The 18,241-nt window shown below is 51.6% G+C and carries 9 protein-coding genes; all 9 read left to right on the top strand.

What is annotated here, in order from left to right; genetic code table 11:
* The first annotated feature begins 39 nt into the window (after nt 1-39).
* The 9 genes from IPI86_RS07135 to IPI86_RS07095 all read left to right on the top strand — a co-directional run bounded on the left by IPI86_RS07135 (nt 40) and on the right by IPI86_RS07095 (nt 18,207).
* Entirely contained in the window at nt 40-1,617 is a 1,578-nt protein-coding gene (locus tag IPI86_RS07135) for an adenylate/guanylate cyclase domain-containing protein (RefSeq protein ID WP_345297303.1), read from the top strand.
* A gap of 103 nt (nt 1,618-1,720) precedes the next feature.
* On the top strand, nt 1,721-2,476 hold the full coding sequence (locus IPI86_RS07130) for a MinD/ParA family protein (protein WP_345297302.1): 756 nt from the start codon (nt 1,721-1,723) through the stop codon (nt 2,474-2,476).
* Between the two features lie 18 nt (nt 2,477-2,494).
* Nucleotides 2,495-2,827, top strand: coding sequence for a hypothetical protein (locus IPI86_RS07125; protein ID WP_345297301.1), 333 nt, complete (start codon nt 2,495-2,497; stop codon nt 2,825-2,827).
* 54 nt (nt 2,828-2,881) lie between these two features.
* Entirely contained in the window at nt 2,882-4,939 is a 2,058-nt protein-coding gene (gene ligA / locus IPI86_RS07120; RefSeq protein ID WP_345297300.1) for an NAD-dependent DNA ligase LigA, read from the top strand.
* Nucleotides 4,940-5,104: 165 nt separating this feature from the next.
* Nucleotides 5,105-6,316, top strand: coding sequence for an aminotransferase class I/II-fold pyridoxal phosphate-dependent enzyme (locus tag IPI86_RS07115; RefSeq protein WP_345297299.1), 1,212 nt, complete (start codon nt 5,105-5,107; stop codon nt 6,314-6,316).
* Between the two features lie 201 nt (nt 6,317-6,517).
* Nucleotides 6,518-7,618: a site-2 protease family protein gene (locus tag IPI86_RS07110; protein WP_345297298.1), complete on the top strand. Its 1,101-nt coding sequence runs from the start codon at nt 6,518-6,520 to the stop codon at nt 7,616-7,618.
* 271 nt (nt 7,619-7,889) lie between these two features.
* Nucleotides 7,890-8,558, top strand: coding sequence for a DedA family protein (locus IPI86_RS07105; protein WP_345297297.1), 669 nt, complete (start codon nt 7,890-7,892; stop codon nt 8,556-8,558).
* The gene (locus IPI86_RS07100; RefSeq protein ID WP_345297296.1) at nt 8,558-11,263 is read left to right on the top strand and encodes a cation-translocating P-type ATPase; all 2,706 of its coding nucleotides are present in this window, start codon (nt 8,558-8,560) and stop codon (nt 11,261-11,263) included. Before IPI86_RS07105 ends, IPI86_RS07100 begins: the two co-directional genes overlap by 1 nt.
* Nucleotides 11,264-11,538: 275 nt before the next feature.
* Nucleotides 11,539-18,207 (top strand): PAS domain S-box protein, encoded by a 6,669-nt coding sequence (locus tag IPI86_RS07095; protein WP_345297295.1) that lies wholly within the window; start codon nt 11,539-11,541, stop codon nt 18,205-18,207.
* The last annotated feature ends 34 nt before the right edge of the window (nt 18,208-18,241 follow it).

Below are 18,241 nucleotides of genomic sequence, written 5' to 3'. Positions count from 1 at the left end.
AACAATTTCGCGCCGTTAAATCAAGTTATAATTTTCTCCATGCTTCCTGAATCACCGCTTGCCGCCATCGAAAGCCGATTAAGGTACCTGCTCCCCGCGGAAATGTATGCATCCATGTGGACCAATCCGTCGGTGGAAATGATGATCGAAGTCCACAAACACTTGCGGACCTTGCAGCGCATTTTGCACGATTATTCCCCGCGTCAAATATCATCTCAGGCAATGAAGCCGGGCAACATCAAAACCGAATGGCAATACGGAACCATGATGTTCACTGACCTGGCGGGCTTCACCAAACTTATGGAAGCCAATTCCACAAAAGGGCGCGAGGGTGCGGCGGACCTTTTGAAGCAATTGACAAAATATTTTTCCGCAATGATCGCAGTCATCAGCAAATCGGGCGGCGACTTGGTTGAGTTCACAGGCGATGCCTTGCTAATCGTATTCCCAAAACGTGACCGCAACGATGACACCCTGCATGCCGTCCGCGCCGGGTTGCGCATGCAGCGGGCAATGAAGGAATTCGCACAGATCGAGACATCCGCCGGGATCGTTACCTTGAAAATGCGCATCGGTATTCACACCGGCAGGTTCCTGACGGCGGATATCGGCACACCGCGCCGCATGGAACATGTGCTGCTCGGCAAGGATGTGCAAAAAGCCAAACTGGCAGAGAGCAAGGGACGCAATGAACGCGTCAACCTGACCCCCACGTCCTATGAACGGGTCATTGACCAGTTCCGCTTTGAGCAGGGTGAAAAAGTGGAAGACAGCAAGGATCAAGATCAATATTACATGCTGGTGGAAGATGACCTGGCCGATGAAGTGCTCGGGGAATACGAGATCACACCGGTCAGCCGACGCATGGCCAGCAGCACATTGATCGATCGCGATAAACAATCGGTATTAAAGGAAATCACCGACCTGACCAATTCCATCGAACCGATGGCGAGCTTCCTGCCGTTCCCGGTCCTGTCCCTTTTGGTGGAAAGCGCAGCACAAAGAAAGATCGACCCCGATTTCCCCAAACCAACGATCATGTTCATTAACTTTGTCGGCCTGCCGGAAGCCGCAGACCGCGCCCTGCCCGGCGAGGAAACAAAACTTTCCACAAGTTTTTCCAAGGCGTTTTCCCTGATCAATGCAGTGGTTGAATCGCGCGGCGGCATGTTGAAAAAGGTGACCTATCATCTCTCTGGTTCGGATATCGTCATTTACTTTGGCGTGCCCACAGCCCACACCAACGATGAAATGCGCGCCGCCTCCGCAGCAGTTGCGATCCGTGACATCATCATGAATATCAAGCCCCCCACCATTGGGAATTTCCAACCCGAAATCTATTGCCTGATCGGGATTCATTCCGGGCCTGCCTTCGTTGGGGAGATCGGCGACCCGCGTGGACGACGCGAATACAACGTGCTCGGCGATACCGTCAACACCACGGCGCGTCTCATGAACCGCGCTCAAAAGAATCAGATCGTCATTTCCGAGAGCGTGCAAAAAGCCATCGAATTGAAATACGAGTGCATATCGCTCGGTGAAGCCTCGCTTAAAGGCAAAAGCGCACCCATGGCGCTTTATGAACTGGTGCAAAAGAAGCCCAAAAATAACGGCTAAACTGCCGATGCAGCTGGTTTTAGTTTCTAATTTTTACCCGGTTGGACTATAATCAACAAAGATTTCAGCCATTGCTTTCAAACCCTATTACTGGAGAGGGAAGATGTCAACAATTATTTCAATACATTCATTCCGCGGCGGGACAGGCAAGTCGAACACTACCGCAAATATTGCCGCCTTACTGGCGGCAGACGGGGCACGCGTCGGCGTGGTGGATACCGATATTCAATCACCCGGCATTCACGTCCTGTTCAATCTCGACGAATCGGAAATGGTTCACTCCCTGAACGATTATCTGTGGGGCAAGTGCGCCATTGAAGAAGCTGCGCACGATGTCGCCGCGCACCTGGGCGCCGAGGTCAAAGGCCAGATCTTCCTCATCCCTTCCAGCATTAAGCCTGGCGAGATCGCCCGCATTCTGCGCGAAGGTTACGATGTAGGTCTGCTCAATGACGGATTTCGCGATGTCGTCGAAAAGCTCAAACTCGATTATCTGCTCATCGATACCCACCCCGGTTTGAATGAAGAGACCCTGCTTTCCATCGCCATTTCCAATGCGTTGGTCATCATTCTGCGCCCCGATTCACAGGATTATCAGGGCACAGCCGTTACGGTGGATGTGGCCCGCAAACTCGATGTCCCCAAGATGTTGATGCTGGTGAACAAGGTTCCCCCCCAGTTCGATCTTGAAGACGTCCGCACACGCGTGGAACAGACATATGACGCCACCGTCGCCGCAGTCCTCCCCCATTCAGACGAGATGATGACACTGGCAAGTTCGGGAATTTTCGCCATTCGTTTCCCGGATCATCCCATAACCAAGGGGCTGCGCAAACTGGTGGATCAACTCAAAGCCTAGCTATCTCTCAAATGCGCCATGAACGAAAACCCATTTGAAATAGCGATCAAGGAACTTGAAGCAGGCACGGAGGATATCCGACCTTCCGATGTCGTGTCATTTTCAGAACCACTACGTTCAGCATTGAATTATGTCATCCGACTTGGCCGTTTCAGCCTGACCGAATTTCAGGAAAAACTGGAATTCACCCGCGAAGAGACAAAAAAAATCGCGGATATTCTTGTGGCGCGAAATCTGTTTGCAGTTTCAAGATTCTCGAATGCCGAAGAGACTTTTTACGAATCTCGACTCACCGCAATGACGCGCCCGCTAAATCGTCCACCTTCGGATATCTGGAAAAAAATTGAATAAAATCCCAGCCCGCCTGATAATTCAGGCGGGTTTTGATTCGGCTATAATGCAGGCATGGCAACCCTTTCATCCTCCCGATACGAAGAACTTAAAGCGCAGGTCAACTTCCACAATTATCGTTACCATGTGTTGGATGCGCCGGTAATCAGCGATCTGGAATACGACCGCCTGTTAAATGAACTCAAGAAACTCGAAGCAGACCACCCAGACTGGATCACGCCCGACAGCCCCACGCAGCGCGCCGGTGCCCGGCCTGCTGACCGTTTCGAGAAAATTCGCCACCCCGCACCCATTCTCAGCCTGGCCAACGCCTTCGGCGCAGACGATGCCCGCGCATGGTTCGAACGAGTCAAAAAGCTTGATGACCGCGTGGAGAACGCCAAATTCGTCGTCGAACCGAAAATAGACGGGTTATCCGTTGTGCTGCATTATCGCGATGGATTGTTCGTGCAAGGCGCAACCCGTGGTGACGGCGAAGTGGGCGAAGACATCACATCGAATCTGCGCACGGTACGGGCAATACCGCTAAAGATTCCAGTGGGCAGCGAACAGTTATCAGCGAAAAGCAAGCAGTCATCAATTACCAATTACCAATTGCCAAAGTACCTTGTGGTTCGCGGCGAGGCTTTTATCCCGAACAAGGAATTCGAAGCGTTAAATAAAAAACTGGAAGAAGCGGGCGAAAAGACCTATCTCAACCCGCGCAATACTGCCGCAGGATCGCTGCGCCAGCTTGACCCTGTGTTGACCGCTTCGCGTCCGATCACGCTGCTTGTGTATCAGATCGTCCATTCCGAAGGCGGCAAAGTTCCCACATCGCAATGGGAAATTTTGGAATATCTCAAAGCGCTCGGGTTCCCCGTCACCGACATTGCGCGCCGATTCAATGACCTTGAATCAGCGATCGCCTACACTGAAACCTTCAGCACGGGACGGAAAGCGCTTCCTTACGAAGCCGACGGTATGGTCATAAAAATCGACGACTTGACCCTCGCCGCTGACCTGGGTTTCGTCGGCAAGGATCCGCGCGGCGCGGTGGCTTTTAAATTCCCTGCACGCGAAGTGACCACTACATTGAATGATATCGGCGTGGCAGTGGGGCGCACCGGCGTGTTGACTCCTTATGCCATGCTCGAACCTGTCGAGATCGGCGGCGTAGTGGTGGAAAGAGCAACCCTGCACAATTTCGATTACATCGCCGAGAAGGATATCCGCGCGGGGGACCGCGTGCTAATAAAGCGTGCGGGCGAAGTGATTCCCTACGTCATCGGCCCCATCGTGGATGCACGCACTGGCAAAGAGAAGAAATATAAGCCGCCCTCAAAATGTCCCGCATGTGGACAGGAGGTTGAGCATTTCGAAGGCGAGGTGGCGTGGTACTGCGTCAATGCCGCGTGCCCGGCACAGCTTGTCCGCAACGTGGAGCATTTCGTCTCACGCGGCGCAATGGACATTGTCGGACTGGGCATCAAGATCGTTGAACAATTGATCGAAGCTGGGTTAGTCAAAGATGTTGCCGACTTGTTCTCGCTCAAAAAGGAACAACTGCTCGAATTGGAAGGCTTCGCAGAAAAAAAGGCGGAGAATCTGCTTAAGTCGATTGAGCAGGCCAAAGGTCAGAGTTTGAATCGATTGATTGCAGCGTTGGGAATCCACGGCGTGGGTGAAGTCATGGCAGGGGATTTGGCCCGCACCTTCGGAAATCTATCCGCATTATCAAAAGCATCTGCCGATGAACTTCAACAAATGGACGGGCTAGGACCCAATATCGCCGAATCCATTGTGGATTGGTTCGAACAAAACGCCAATCAAAAGCTGTTGAAAAAACTAAACGCGGCAGGGGTCTGGCCGGAGATGAAGAAAAATGAAAAGAAGAAAGAAGGAGCCTTTACAGGTTTGACCTTCGTGGTGACGGGCACACTGCCCACACTGTCACGCGATGGTGTAAAGGAATTCATTGAAAGCAACGGCGGCAAGGTGACCGACAGCATCAGCAAAAAGACCAGCTACCTTGTGCTTGGTGAAGCGCCCGGCTCCAAACTGGATAAGGCGCAATCGCTGGGTGTGAAGGTAATTGACGAGGCCGAGTTGAGGAAACTCGCAGGCGGGTAGGGAAAAAGTAAAAAGTGGAAAGTAAAAAGGTCTCGACAATCTGTCGAGATTTTTTCATCCTTCATCCTTTATCCCTCGTCCTTCAACCCTGCCCATCTTCACATTCTGCTAGACAGAAACTTTCCACTCGACTAAACTTGCAACATTCTTTTTTGGAGGCCCCACATGGATTTCAACAATACAAACGATGCCGTTACCCGCCGCATTAAGGCAATGACGGATCGCATTCATAATCTCAAGACCCACGATCTTTATTTTTACAACCAGCCTGTGGAAGAAATGCTGCCCGGTAACAAGGTGCTCGTCCGCGGGCGCGAGATGGGAATGTACGCCTCCTACAGCTACCTGGGGCTGGTCGGTCATCCGCGCATTAACGAAGCCGCCAAAAAAGCTGTGGACAAATTCGGCACGGGCACGAACGGCGTGCGTACACTGGCTGGCACGCTCACCATTCATACTGAATTGGAAGAGACCATCGCCAATTTCAAACACGCAGAAGCCGCCATCACCTATACCTCGGGCTATGCCACAAACCTGACCGTCATCTCCACCATGATGGGGCGCGGCGATTATGTGTTCTCAGACAAGATCAATCATGCCTCCATCGTGGACGGCTGTCTCATGTCTGGTGCGGAATTCCGCCGTTTCCGCCACAATGATATGGAGCATCTCGAAGGCTTGCTCAAGAATGCGCCTTCCGATGTAGCCAAACTTGTCATCGCGGATTCGGTTTTCAGCATGGACGGCGATATCATCGACCTGCCCAAGGTGGTTGAGCTTTGCAAAAAATACAACGCCTGGCTGATGATCGACGAAGCCCACTCGCTGGGTGTGCTCGGTGAAAAAGGCACAGGCATCGAAGAACATTTCAACCTGTACGGCGAGATCGATATCAAAATGGGCACGCTCAGCAAGACCATCCCTTCGGTGGGTGGATATGTGGCCGCAAAGCAGGAGATCATCACCTACCTGCGTCATTCGAGCCGCGCATACATTTTCTCTGCCGCGCTGCCGCCTGCGCAAGCCGCCGCCGCCAATGAAGCCTTCAAAGTCATTTTGGATGAACCGTGGCGCCTTGAGCGTTTGAATCAAAACACGAAACAATTCATCGGCGGGTTGAAGAGTCTTGGATTCGATACCCTGCTGACCGAAACCGCCATCGTCCCCGTGCTGTGCGGCGAAGATGATATGGCTTTCGCCATGACCCGCGAATGTCAGCACAACGATGTCTTCGTTCTGCCCGTCGTTTCACCCGCTGTACAGGAAGGGCTCGCCCGTCTGCGCGCCACCGTCACTGCGGCGCACGAACCCAGCGAGATCGAACGCGCGATGGATATCATCGGCGTGGCGGGAAAGAAGCTGGGGTTGGTAAAGTAGAAAGAGAAGAATAAAGATGAAAGAAGGGATACTTATGGGTATCCCTTCTTTTTTTCGGGGAGGGAATGTGGCTTGAAACAGAGGCAGGTTTCAGCAGGGGCGAAGCGTTTTTTTCATCCTGATAGATTTTGAGAGAATATTTATAACATTTTTCTAATAAATTCCCTGTACAATCAATTTAACTTCAAAAGGAGTTGAATCATGAAATGGCAATGGAAATTAGGAAAATTTGCAGGTATCGACGTTTATGTGCACGCCACCTTCCTGCTTCTGATCGCATGGGTTGGCTATAGTCACTGGCTTGAGAATCAAAACTGGGGTGAAGTGTTCAGCGGTATTCTCTTCATCCTCGCGCTTTTTGCGTGTGTTGTGCTGCATGAATATGGGCACGCCCTCACGGCGCGCAAATACGGGATCAAGACCCGCGATATCACCCTTTACCCCATCGGCGGTGTGGCGCGTTTGGAGCGCATGCCCGAGAAACCGATCGAGGAATTATGGGTCGCGCTGATGGGACCCGCCGTCAATGTGGTCATTGCGGCTGGATTATTTGCGTATCTTTATTTGACCTCGAGCCTGGTGCCGCTTAGTGAGTTGACCGTGGCCTCGGGTAGCTTCCTCGAAAGGCTAATGACGGTGAATATCACCCTGGTGCTTTTCAACCTTATCCCCGCCTTCCCCATGGACGGTGGACGTGTGCTGCGAGCCTTGCTCGCCATGCGCATGGATTACGTCCGCGCCACGCAGATCGCCGCCTCCATCGGCCAGGGTTTGGCGCTGTTATTCGGTCTGGTTGGGTTGTTTGGCAATGCCTCGCTGTTGTTCATCGCCTTCTTCATTTGGATCGGCGCTTCACAGGAATCAAGCGCAACTCAAATGAAGAACGCCATCAGCGGAATCCCAGTGGGCCGTGCAATGCTGACCGAGTACAAAAGCCTTTCGCCGCGTGATCCGCTCTCGCGCATGTCACAGTTGCTACTGGCTGGCTCACAACACGATTTCCCCGTGGTTGAGGATGACCGCATCGTTGGTATCGTGACCCGTAATGATTTCATTACGGCCCTCACCCAGCATGGAGAGGGCATTGCCATCTCTGCCGTGATGAAACGGGATCTCCCCGAAGTGGATTCCTATGAAATGGTGGAGAACGCCCTAATGCGGATTCAAGAATCCGGCGTGCCTGCCCTGCCCGTCACACACGGCGGGCAGTTGGTGGGAATCGTCACCGCCGAGAACATCACCGAGTATTTGATGATCCGCTCCGCGTTAAGGGCCTCGCGAGCGATCGTTGCGCCGATGTGATTGCAATTGAAAGCACAGATAAGAAGATTCTTAACCACAAATCGCGCATCTTCTGTATACTCTGACTTACTCCGATGGGGAGTAGCCACCCGGGTATCCGGGTAGCACAGTCGTCAATACGGAAATCATTTCCCGGCTGTTCTGTTAAAGGCAAGACCATCGTCAAATCTTTTGGCGATGGTCTTTTTATTTATTTGAAACCCGGTGGTTGAGTAGCCGCGAAGCGGCGTACCGAAACCACCTACAGGATATGAAAAAAACAGAGGTAACCATGCTTGACCAAATCGAAACAACAATCCTTTCCGCATTACAAAGCATTTTCGACCAGTTTGGCTGGGCGGGCGTATTCGGCTTGATGGTGTTCGAAAACGCCACCGGCATCACGCCCAGCGAGATCATTCTTGCTTTCGCAGGATGGATGCTCATCGAGCGGCATGGCATTGCACCGTCTTTCGTCCTAGTCGCGGGCCTGTATGCCGGGCTGGGAAGTGCCATCGGTGCGTCCATCACCTATTGGGTGGCGCGGCTGGGCGGACGGCCTGTCATTGACCGCTTCGCGAAAATCCTCCGCATCGACCCCACGCTCATCAACAAAGCCGAGGAACAAATGCAAAAATGGGGATCCGGGTTGGTGTTGATCGGGCGCGTTATCCCCGGAATCCGCACTTTGATCAGCATTCCGGCGGGGCTGGCAAAGATTTCCTTTTTCAAGTTCTTCGCCGCCACCTTCATCGGCGCCTATATTTGGTGTACACTTCTCATCGGTGCGGGCTATGTACTTGGCCACGAATGGATGCTGGTCAGTGAAGCCATCAAAGAACACCTTCCGCTGGTACTCTCGCTGGGGTTGTTCACCGTGGGCGCATACGTTGCCTATCAATATCGGGCGCACATCCCTGCGCTGGCATGGATGAAAACAAAGAGAATGGATAACGAATAATGAATTGGCATTTGCTTGGCATTCAGGAAAGTCTCTCAAACTTAAACTCAGACTCACAGAGCGGTCTAACCGAATCAGAATCATCGGCACGCCGCACGCAGTACGGACTGAACGAACTAATCGAACGCGGCGGACGCACTCCCTGGCAGATTCTGTGGGCACAGCTCACCGCCACGATGGTGTTGATCCTCATCGCGGCCGCAGTACTGGCGGGGTTACTCGGCGATTACAAAAACACCATCTCCATCTTAGCCATTGTGGCGTTGTATGCAGTCCTCGGATTTGTGCAGGAATATCGTGCAGAGCAAGCCATTGCCGCGCTCAAGAAAATGTCGGTGCCGAATGTGCGCGTACTGCGTGATGGAAATTTAAAAGAGGTCGCCGCGAATCAACTCGTGCCGGGCGATATCATTCAGCTTGAAACGGGCAATGTTATCCCCGCCGATTTACGTCTGCTTGAAGCGGTCAATTTGCGCATTCAGGAAGCCGCACTCACGGGCGAATCCGAAGCCATCGAAAAACACACCTCCGCCCTCTCGAACGATCCCTCGCTCAATCTTCCGCTGGGCGACCGACGCAATATGAGCTACATGGGAACCATCGTCACACAGGGGCGCGGACTCGCCCTCGTCATCGCAACAGGCATGCAGACCGAGCTTGGCAAGATCGCCGATCTCATTCAAAAGGTGCAGCAGGAAAACACTCCACTGCAACGCCGTCTCGACGCGCTTGGCAAAAACCTCGCACTCATCGGCACAGGCATCGCCATCCTCATCTTAATTCTCGGCCTGTTGCGCGGCGATGAACTTCGTCACATGCTGCTCACAGCCGTCAGTGTGGCAGTAGCCATCGTCCCCGAAGGCTTACCCGCCGTGGTCACCATCACGCTTGCGCTCGGCGCACAACGCATGTTGCAACGCAACGCGCTCATCCGCAAACTTCCCGCTGTGGAAACGCTTGGCTCGGTCACGGTCATTTGCTCGGATAAAACAGGCACACTCACAGAAAACAGGATGACGGTCGTTGTGCTCGATGTGGCAGACCATGCGCTGGATTTGACCGAAGAGATCGAACGCGACGGAACGCTTCGCGCCACCCGTGGGCTGGGTACGCCGGTCCAATCTTCTCTGTCGCTGGCAGTGATCGGCGGCGCGCTTTGCAACGACTCAAAACTCATCGACACAGGTGATGACCGCTTCCACACACTCGGTGACCCCACCGAAGGCGCGCTGGTTGTAGCCGCCGCCAAAATGGGCTACTGGAAAAATTCCCTTGACCCATCCTTCCCGCGTGCTGCCGAACTTCCTTTTGATTCGGAACGCAAGCGCATGACCACCGTCCATCATCTCGGTCAATATGACCCGACCGTGTTGGCAGGGCTGGATATCGGTGACCATCGTTATATTGCCTTCACCAAAGGCGGCGTGGATGGCATGCTGGATATCACCAGCCATATCTGGTCGGAAGGAAAATCTCAAGTTCTTGATTCAGGCTGGAAGTCCAAGATAGAGGCGGCGAATGAACGTCTCGCAAAAAAAGGGATGCGCGTGCTTGGCATCGCCTTCCGCCTGATGAATTCCATCCCCGAAGTCATTCAAACCGACCTTGAACAAAATCTGACCTTCGTTGGTCTGTTCGGCATGATCGATCCGCCGCGCGGCGAAGTGCAGGAGGCCGTGGCGATCTGCCGTGCGGCGGGCATCCGCCCGGTGATGATCACCGGTGACCATCCGTTGACGGCAATCGAGATCGCACGTCAGTTGGGCATCACAGAAAACGGCCGCGCATTGACAGGTGTGGAGATCGAGAATCTCTCGCCCAATGAATTGAGAAGTGTTGTAGATGAAGTCAATGTATTTGCCCGTGTTGCGCCCGAGCACAAACTGCGCATCGTACAAGCCCTGCAGGAAAACGGCCACATCGTTTCGATGACAGGGGATGGTGTGAACGACGCACCCGCTCTGCGTAAAGCAGATATCGGCGTGGCAATGGGTATCACGGGCACGGATGTTTCCAAGGAAGCCTCTGATCTCGTTCTATTGGATGATAACTTTGCGACTATTGTCGCCTCTGTAAAAGAAGGCCGCACAATCTACGATAACATCCGTAAGTTTGTGCGTTTCAGTGTGGCAGGTAACATCGGCAAGGTATTGGTGATGCTGATCGCTCCATTTTTGGGTAAGCCCTTGCCGCTGCTGCCTTTGCAATTGCTCTGGCTGAACCTGCTCACCGACGGTTTGCTCGGCCTCGGCATGGGTGTGGAAAATCCCGAACCCGATACGATGAAGCGCAAACCGTACTCTCCCACCGAAGGTGTATTCTCACGCGGTGCAGGTGCGCAAACCATTTGGGTCGGTGTGATGATCGGCGCGCTCGCGCTGGGGCTTGGTTCGTGGTATTTCTTCACAGGCCGCCCCGAATGGCAGACGATGATCTTCACTTCGCTGGCCTTCATGCAGGTCTTTCAGGCATTTGCCTCACGCTCATCGAAAGAGTCCTTATTCAAAATGGGGCTGTTGAGCAATCCGCTGCTGGCGGGCATGGGCTTGCTGGTGGTCGTCCTGCAAATGATGGTGATGTACGTCCCTGCGCTGGCACATTTCTTTGAGGTGATTCCTTTGAGCGGCTGCGACCTGGCCATCGCCGCATCCATGGGCGTGATCGTATTCACAGTGATGGAGTTGGAAAAGAAGCTGAAAAAATAGGAAATAATAAGATAAAGCGAAACCCGCCTCCCCTGAGGCGGGTTTCGCTTTATCTAGAGCTCAATATATTGATGGGATGTTACCCACTAATTTTTTCCATACAAACTTGCAGGGTTATAAAACTGGTTAATTAAGTATATTTACTTATGGACAATTAAATCAACAAGTATTATTTTATAAACGTCGAACTCCATGGTTATTTCAAACTAAAGTCTTATTAGTTTAAAGCAGGAAAGTATTAAATGACAGGTCGTTGAACCATACGGGAGATATACATGACCAAGCAAAAGACGAAATTACAGTTGGAGCAGGAACTGGAATGGGCGCTAAACCGTATCGGGGAATTGGAACATGCAACCTCTCAACTCGGCAGCCCAAAACAAAGCAAAGAAAACATCGCTGAATGCCGTCAACTGGAAAATCAATTGATCGAAAAACAGAAGATACTGGAAACCATCACTGGAATGATCCCGGATATGGTTTATCTGTATCATGCCCAGGAACGCCGTCATTTATATATCAATAGAGAGCTGGGAGACCTGCTGGGATACTCAAGCGAAGAGATCGAGCTGTTAGGTGCGGACGTAATTCTCAATAAAATTCATCCTGAAGACAGGCCGGGGGTGTCTGAACATATCAACAGGATGCTTCAAGCCGAGGACAATGCCATTCATGAGGTTGAATACCGAATAGAAGGGAAGAGCGGGAATACATTGTGGTTCTCTGCGCGTGAACGCGTGTACCAGAGAGATCAGAGTGGCAAACCCGAGATCCTATTTGGCATTTGTCAGGATATTACCAGACGCAAAAAAAATGCCGAGACCCTGCACGAATCGGAAATGCGCTGGCAATTCGCACTGGAAGGCGCCGGGGATGGTCTATGGGATTGGAATGTTCAAACAGGCCATGTCTTCTTTTCCAGTCAATGGAAATCCATGCTGGGATATGCCGACAATGAAATCGGCAACACGCTGGACGAGTGGAAAAGACGCGTCCACCCAGATGACCTGCCCGGGGTACTGGATCAGATCGCCAGACATTTTGACAGTGAATCCCCGGTTTATAAATGCGAGCATCGTGTCTTGTGCAAAGACGGCAACTATAAATGGATATTGGATCGAGGCAAGGTCATCGAATGGACTGTGGATCATAAGCCATTGCGGATGATCGGCACACACAAGGACATCTCTGAGCACAAACGTATTGAGGAAGTTCTGCTTGAAAGCACTCATCTCCTGAACGAATCCCAATCTATCGCTAATTTGGGAAGTTGGACAGCAGACTTGCAAACCGGCATCTTCGATGCCTCGCCGGAAGGCGCACGCCTTGTAGGCTGGGATCCAGGGCTTCACTCAGGGGATGAATTGATGAACGTTATTCACCCGGATGACCGTGAATACATGCAATCCTCATGGGCCGCGGCAATGGAAGGCGCGCCATACGATATTGAACATCGAATTATTTTGAACGGGGAAGTGAGATGGCTGCGTATCAAGGCCCGCATCACATTTGATACCAACGGAATGCCGTTATCCGCCCTGGGAATTACACAGGACATTACCGAGCGTAAACAGGCTGCCATTCTACAGGAGACCGTTTATCACATTGCAGAGGCTGCACAAAAAACCTCCTCCCTGCAGCATCTTTACACGGAGATCCATCGCAACATTTCCATCGTAATGAATGCAAGGAACTTCTACATTGCCTTATACGACAAGAGCGACAACAATCTATTGAACTTCGTTTACTCTGTGGATGAAAAAGACACAGTGCGTGAGTCCATGCCTTTAGGTAAAGGACTGACCAGTCACGTATTGAGCACAGGCAGTTCATTTTTATATTCATCCGAACAGGAAAACTCCAGGATGGAGGTCATCGGCATCCCACCCATGGTGTGGCTGGGTGTGCCTCTAATCGCTTATGGTCAAACGATCGGCATGATGGCCGTTCAAGACTATACAGATGTCCGCGCTTACGGGATGCGGGAACAGCGTATTCTCGAATTTGTCTCGTCGCAAGTTGCCAACGCCATCGTTCTCAAGCGGACCAACGATATGTTGCAGGCAAGCCAGGCCAGCCTTGAAATGGCGCAATCCATCGCCAATTTAGGCAGTTGGGAACTCGACCCGCAAAACGGCGCAGGCCTGCAATGGTCGAAGGAAATGTTCCATCTGTTTCAATGTGATCCCTCCCAGGGGATTCCGCCGCCTTCAAGATTCATGGAAATGGTTCACGCAGACGACCGCCAGCGACTTCTGGATGCAGAAAAAATGGCGATGAAGAACGGCCAGGATGTAACAATCGAATACCGTGCCACACCAGCCATGGACGGGATGCGACATTTCAAAGCCACCATTCGACCCATGAAGAATGAACAGGGTCAATTAACCCTCATATCCGGCACTGTCCTTGATATTACTGAAGTCAAACAAGCCTTTGAACAACTACGGGAAAGTGAGGTAAAACACCGCCTGTTATTCGAAACCATGGTGCAGGGTGTGGTTTTCCAGGACAGTGATGGGCATATCATTCACGTCAATCCAGCTGCTAAAAAAATATTGGGATTAACACTGGAACAAATGCGGGAGAACACCTCCACTGACCCACGTTGGAAAGCCATTCATGAAGATGGCTCAGAGTTTCCGGGCGTAACGCATCCAGCCATGGTTGCATTACGCACAGGCCAGCCTGTATTCAATACCATCATGGGTATATATAACCCCATTCTTGAAATGCATCGCTGGATCAACATTAATGCCTTTCCACGTTTCAACGGGGATGGTCAAAAACCATATCAAGTATTTGCCACGTTTGAAGACATCACAGACCGCAAAAAGGCCGAGGAAGCTCTGCGTGAAAGTGAGTCAAAGTACCGTTTACTGGCAGAGAACATTTCAGACGTCATCTGGATCCTGGATGTGGAATCCTCCCGTTTTCGCTATGTCAGTCCATCGGTCGCACAGATGCGGGGCTATCGCATGGAAGAAGTCTTGAACGAGGATATGGCTTACAGCCTTACCCTCGCATCCGCACAGCGCCTTTCTCAGGTCACTCCGGAACGGCTGGCAGAATTTCACCAGGGTGTTTCAAAGGCATATACCGACGAGCTCGAACAAACCTGCAAAGATGGTTCCACCGTGTGGACGGAGGTAACATCACGCTATATGATCAACCCGGACAATAACCGGTTGGAAGTTTATGGTGTATCCCGCAACATTGCCGAACGCAAAAAAGCAGAGGAGGTCATTCGTTCGATCGAAAAGCGTAATGCGGCGCTGATCGAGCATGCCCCCGATGGAATTGCCCTGGTGGATGGTCATGGGGTATTTATATTTGCCAGCCCGTCAGCATATCGCATGTTCGGATATAGCACGGAAGAGATCGTTGGCACGCAATCCCGCGAAAAAGTCCACTCAGAGGATGTGCACCTGCTGGCAAACCTGCGCGGCAAATTACTCGAAGCGCCTGATATTCCACAAACCGTGGAGTATCGCTTCCTGCACAAAAACGGTTCCTATCTCTGGCTCGAAAGCATATACACCAATATGTTCGATGAGCCAGGTATCGATGGAATCGTGATCAACTTCCGCGACATTACCGAGCGCAAATTGTCAGAGGAGGTGACCCGTCAGCAAAACGAGCAGATTCAGTTGTTGTATGAAGCAAGCCAGAAGCTTAATCGCACTCTGGATTTGAAGGAGATCTATCAAACGATCTGTGATTTCATGACCGTGATCGTTCCCAATGACACACTGTTCATTTCAGCATTCGATCATGAAACACAGGTGATCACCTGCCGCGCTTATTGGATGGAAAACAAATGGCTGGATGTCAGCGAATTTCCGTCCATTCCGCTTGAGGAGGAAGGCAAAGGCACACAAAGCCTTGTCATTCGCACAGGCAAGGCCATGATCGTCAATGATTATCAAACACTTCTAAAGAACACGAAAAATGTTTATCAGGTGGATGCCGAAACCAATGAAATTGTACATGACGACCCACCTGAAGATGAAGTTACGCGCTCGGCGTTGATTGTTCCGCTCAAATCCGGTGGCAGGGTCAGCGGGGTGATCCAGATCGCGAGTTACCGTCAGAATGCCTATACCGAGAATCAGTTAAAGTTATTGGAATCGCTGTCACTGCATATCGCATCTGCCGAGCAGAATGCAATGCTCTACACTCAAATGCTGGTCGAATTGAACGAACGCAAACAGGCGGAGGAAGCTCTGCGCGACAGCAATGAGACCGCCCAGGCGATCTTGAATGCCTCCACTGAATCGGTATTTCTGATGGATTTCAATGGAAATATCCTTGCCTCCAACGAGACGACCGCCGCCCGCCTTGGAAGGCAGGTTGAAGAGATCATCGGTACAAACATGTATGCGCTTATTCCGCCGGAGACTGCCAAAACCAGAAAAAAGCAACTGAACATTGTCTTCAACGAGAGGAAGCCTGTCATCTTCGAGGATAAGCGGCTTGACATCTGGCTCGAAAACAGCATCTATCCGATCTTTGACAACGATGGACAGGTCAGGCGTGTCGCAATTTATGGGCGCGATATTACCGAGCGTAAAAAAGCCGAGAACGCCCTGCGCGAGAGCGAGGAGAAATATCGCGTATTGATAGAAAGCCTTGACAATGTCGTTGCCAGTGTGGATGGTGAGGGAAAATTCCTTTACATGAACGACACGGCCGCCGGGCAAATGGGTAGAAGTACCGATCAGCTGGTCGGCAAAACCATGTATGAATTGTTCCCGGAAACGGTTGCATCCAAACAAATGGAAAGCATAAAACAGGTGATACAAAATGATGAAGGCCAGGTTTATGAATCCATCAGCATCGTGCAGGGCAAGCCCCGCTGGTATCGCACTTCTGTTTTGCCGATCCACAATGAAGAGGGGAGTGTCACGCAGGTTCTGATCAACTCGACCGATATCGATGACCTCAAGACCGCTCAGCAGGAATTACAGGACCTAAACCGTACATTGGAGGAGCGCGTCAAGCAGCGTACCGCTGAAGTGCAGGATCTATACGAAAACGCCCCTGCAGGCTATCACTCGCTGGATGCGAACGGCATCGTGACCCTGATCAACCAGACAGAGTTGAATATGCTGGGCTATTCCCGTGAAGAGATGATCGGACATCCGATCATGAATTTTCACACTGCGGCAAGCCTGGATAAATTCAGGAAAAACTTTCCCGAATTCAAACGCCACGGATGGGTGCGAGACCTTGAACTCGAATTCGTACATAAAGATGGAACCATCATCCCAGTTTTGGTGAATGGCACCGTCATTTATGACGAGCAGGGCAACTATATAATGAGCCGTTCCACCGTGCTGGATAATACCAATCAAAAAGCGGCGGACGCAGCCTTGCGCAATGCAAACCTCGAACTGGCACGCGCCATGCGCATGAAGGATGAATTCCTCGCCAGCATGAGCCATGAACTGCGCACTCCGCTGACTGGCATCCTTGGGCTCTCCGAGGCATTACAGATAAATGTGTACGGCCCAATAAATGAAAAACAGCAGAATACGCTCGCCAATATCGAAGCCAGCGGACGCCACCTGCTGGACCTGATCAATGATATTTTGGATGTCTCCAAGATCGAGGCTGGGAAACTCGAACTGCAAATGGAAGCCTGCTCGCTCGATGAAATATGCCAGAGCAGCATCCAGCTCACCAAGGGCATGGCGGCGAAAAAACGTCAGGCAGTGAATTTCACGATGAGCCCGGCCAATATCAACGTTAAGGGTGATGCGCGGCGGTTGAAACAGATCCTTGTCAACCTGCTCAGTAATTCGGTCAAATTCACACCGGAAGAAGGCAGACTCGGGTTGGATGTCACCGCTAATGAACAGGATCATACTGCCCGCATTTCCATATGGGATCAAGGCATCGGCATATCATCAGAAGATCTGAAAAAACTTTTCCAGCCGTTCGTTCAACTGGATAGCAGTCTTTCCAGGCAGCAAAGCGGCACAGGGCTCGGATTGACGCTCGTTCAGCGGCTGGTTGAATTACATGGCGGGAGTGTCGAAGTAACCAGTGCCGCTGGAGAAGGCAGCTGCTTTATGGTAACTCTGCCCTGTATGCCAACAGATTCAACCGCAAAGGATCTTGAAGACTCACGGCAATCGATATTCCATCATGTTCTGATCATCGAAGACACCATGGCAGATGCGGAACATCTGGCCCGTTATGTCCGCTCTCTTGGCATTACACCCATCCTGCACACCAGTGGAAAAGACGCCGTGGAACGCGCAATCGAAACGCAACCGGATGTGATCTTTCTCGATATAAATCTGCCTGAAATTTCAGGATGGGAAGTGCTCTCGCAATTGAAAGCCAGCCGAAACACGCAGCACATTCCCGTCATCATCGCCTCGGTGGATGACGACAAGCAGAAAGCGGCAGAACTGCATGCAGATGGCTATCTTGTCAAATTCTTTAGCCTGGCAGACCTGCGAGCCGCACTGCGTCATATTCAAAAGCCGATAAAGTCGAATGAAGAGACCATCACTCCAAACATAAGTTCAGAGGCTCCCATTGCCACGGTCATGATCGTGGATGACAATGAGATCAACATTAGCACGCTCGCCGATTTTCTGAGCACACAGAATCTCAAAATAGCCTCCGTAAAAAGCGGCGTGGACTTCCTTACCCAGATTTCCAATGTTCAACCGGATATCGTCCTGATGGATATCCAAATGCCGGGGATGGACGGTCTCGAAACCACACGCCGTCTGCGCCTCCTTTCGGACCATCGGCTGGCTTCTGTTCCCGTGGTGGCGGTCACCGCCCTGGCCATGCCCGGAGACCGCGAGCGCTGCATCGAAGCCGGTGCCGATGAATATGTCACCAAACCCTTCCGCCTGTTGGAGATCCAGGATCTCATTCTGAAAATGGTCGAAGAAAGAAAACCATCGATTGGCAGGTAGACTAATTTCGTGATCCGTGATTCAAAAAACCCGT

This window comes from Candidatus Villigracilis affinis, from assembly GCF_016705895.1.
Classification (GTDB): Bacteria; Chloroflexota; Anaerolineae; order Anaerolineales; family Villigracilaceae; genus Villigracilis; species Villigracilis affinis.
The sequence above is the reverse complement of the archived record's forward strand: the minus strand, read 5'-3'. Positions and strand labels throughout refer to the sequence as shown.

Bases quoted from the DNA above. Each gene is read 5' to 3' on its own strand.
- IPI86_RS07115 (WP_345297299.1), top strand. From the start codon at position 5,105: ATGGATTTCAACAATACAAACGATGCCGTTACCCGCCGCATTAAGGCA.
- IPI86_RS07110 (WP_345297298.1), top strand. From the start codon at position 6,518: ATGAAATGGCAATGGAAATTAGGAAAATTTGCAGGTATCGACGTTTAT.
- IPI86_RS07105 (WP_345297297.1), top strand. From the start codon at position 7,890: ATGCTTGACCAAATCGAAACAACAATCCTTTCCGCATTACAAAGCATT.
- IPI86_RS07095 (WP_345297295.1), top strand. From the start codon at position 11,539: ATGACCAAGCAAAAGACGAAATTACAGTTGGAGCAGGAACTGGAATGG.
- IPI86_RS07100 (WP_345297296.1), top strand. From the start codon at position 8,558: ATGAATTGGCATTTGCTTGGCATTCAGGAAAGTCTCTCAAACTTAAAC.
- IPI86_RS07125 (WP_345297301.1), top strand. From the start codon at position 2,495: ATGAACGAAAACCCATTTGAAATAGCGATCAAGGAACTTGAAGCAGGC.
- IPI86_RS07135 (WP_345297303.1), top strand. From the start codon at position 40: ATGCTTCCTGAATCACCGCTTGCCGCCATCGAAAGCCGATTAAGGTAC.
- ligA (WP_345297300.1), top strand. From the start codon at position 2,882: ATGGCAACCCTTTCATCCTCCCGATACGAAGAACTTAAAGCGCAGGTC.
- IPI86_RS07130 (WP_345297302.1), top strand. From the start codon at position 1,721: ATGTCAACAATTATTTCAATACATTCATTCCGCGGCGGGACAGGCAAG.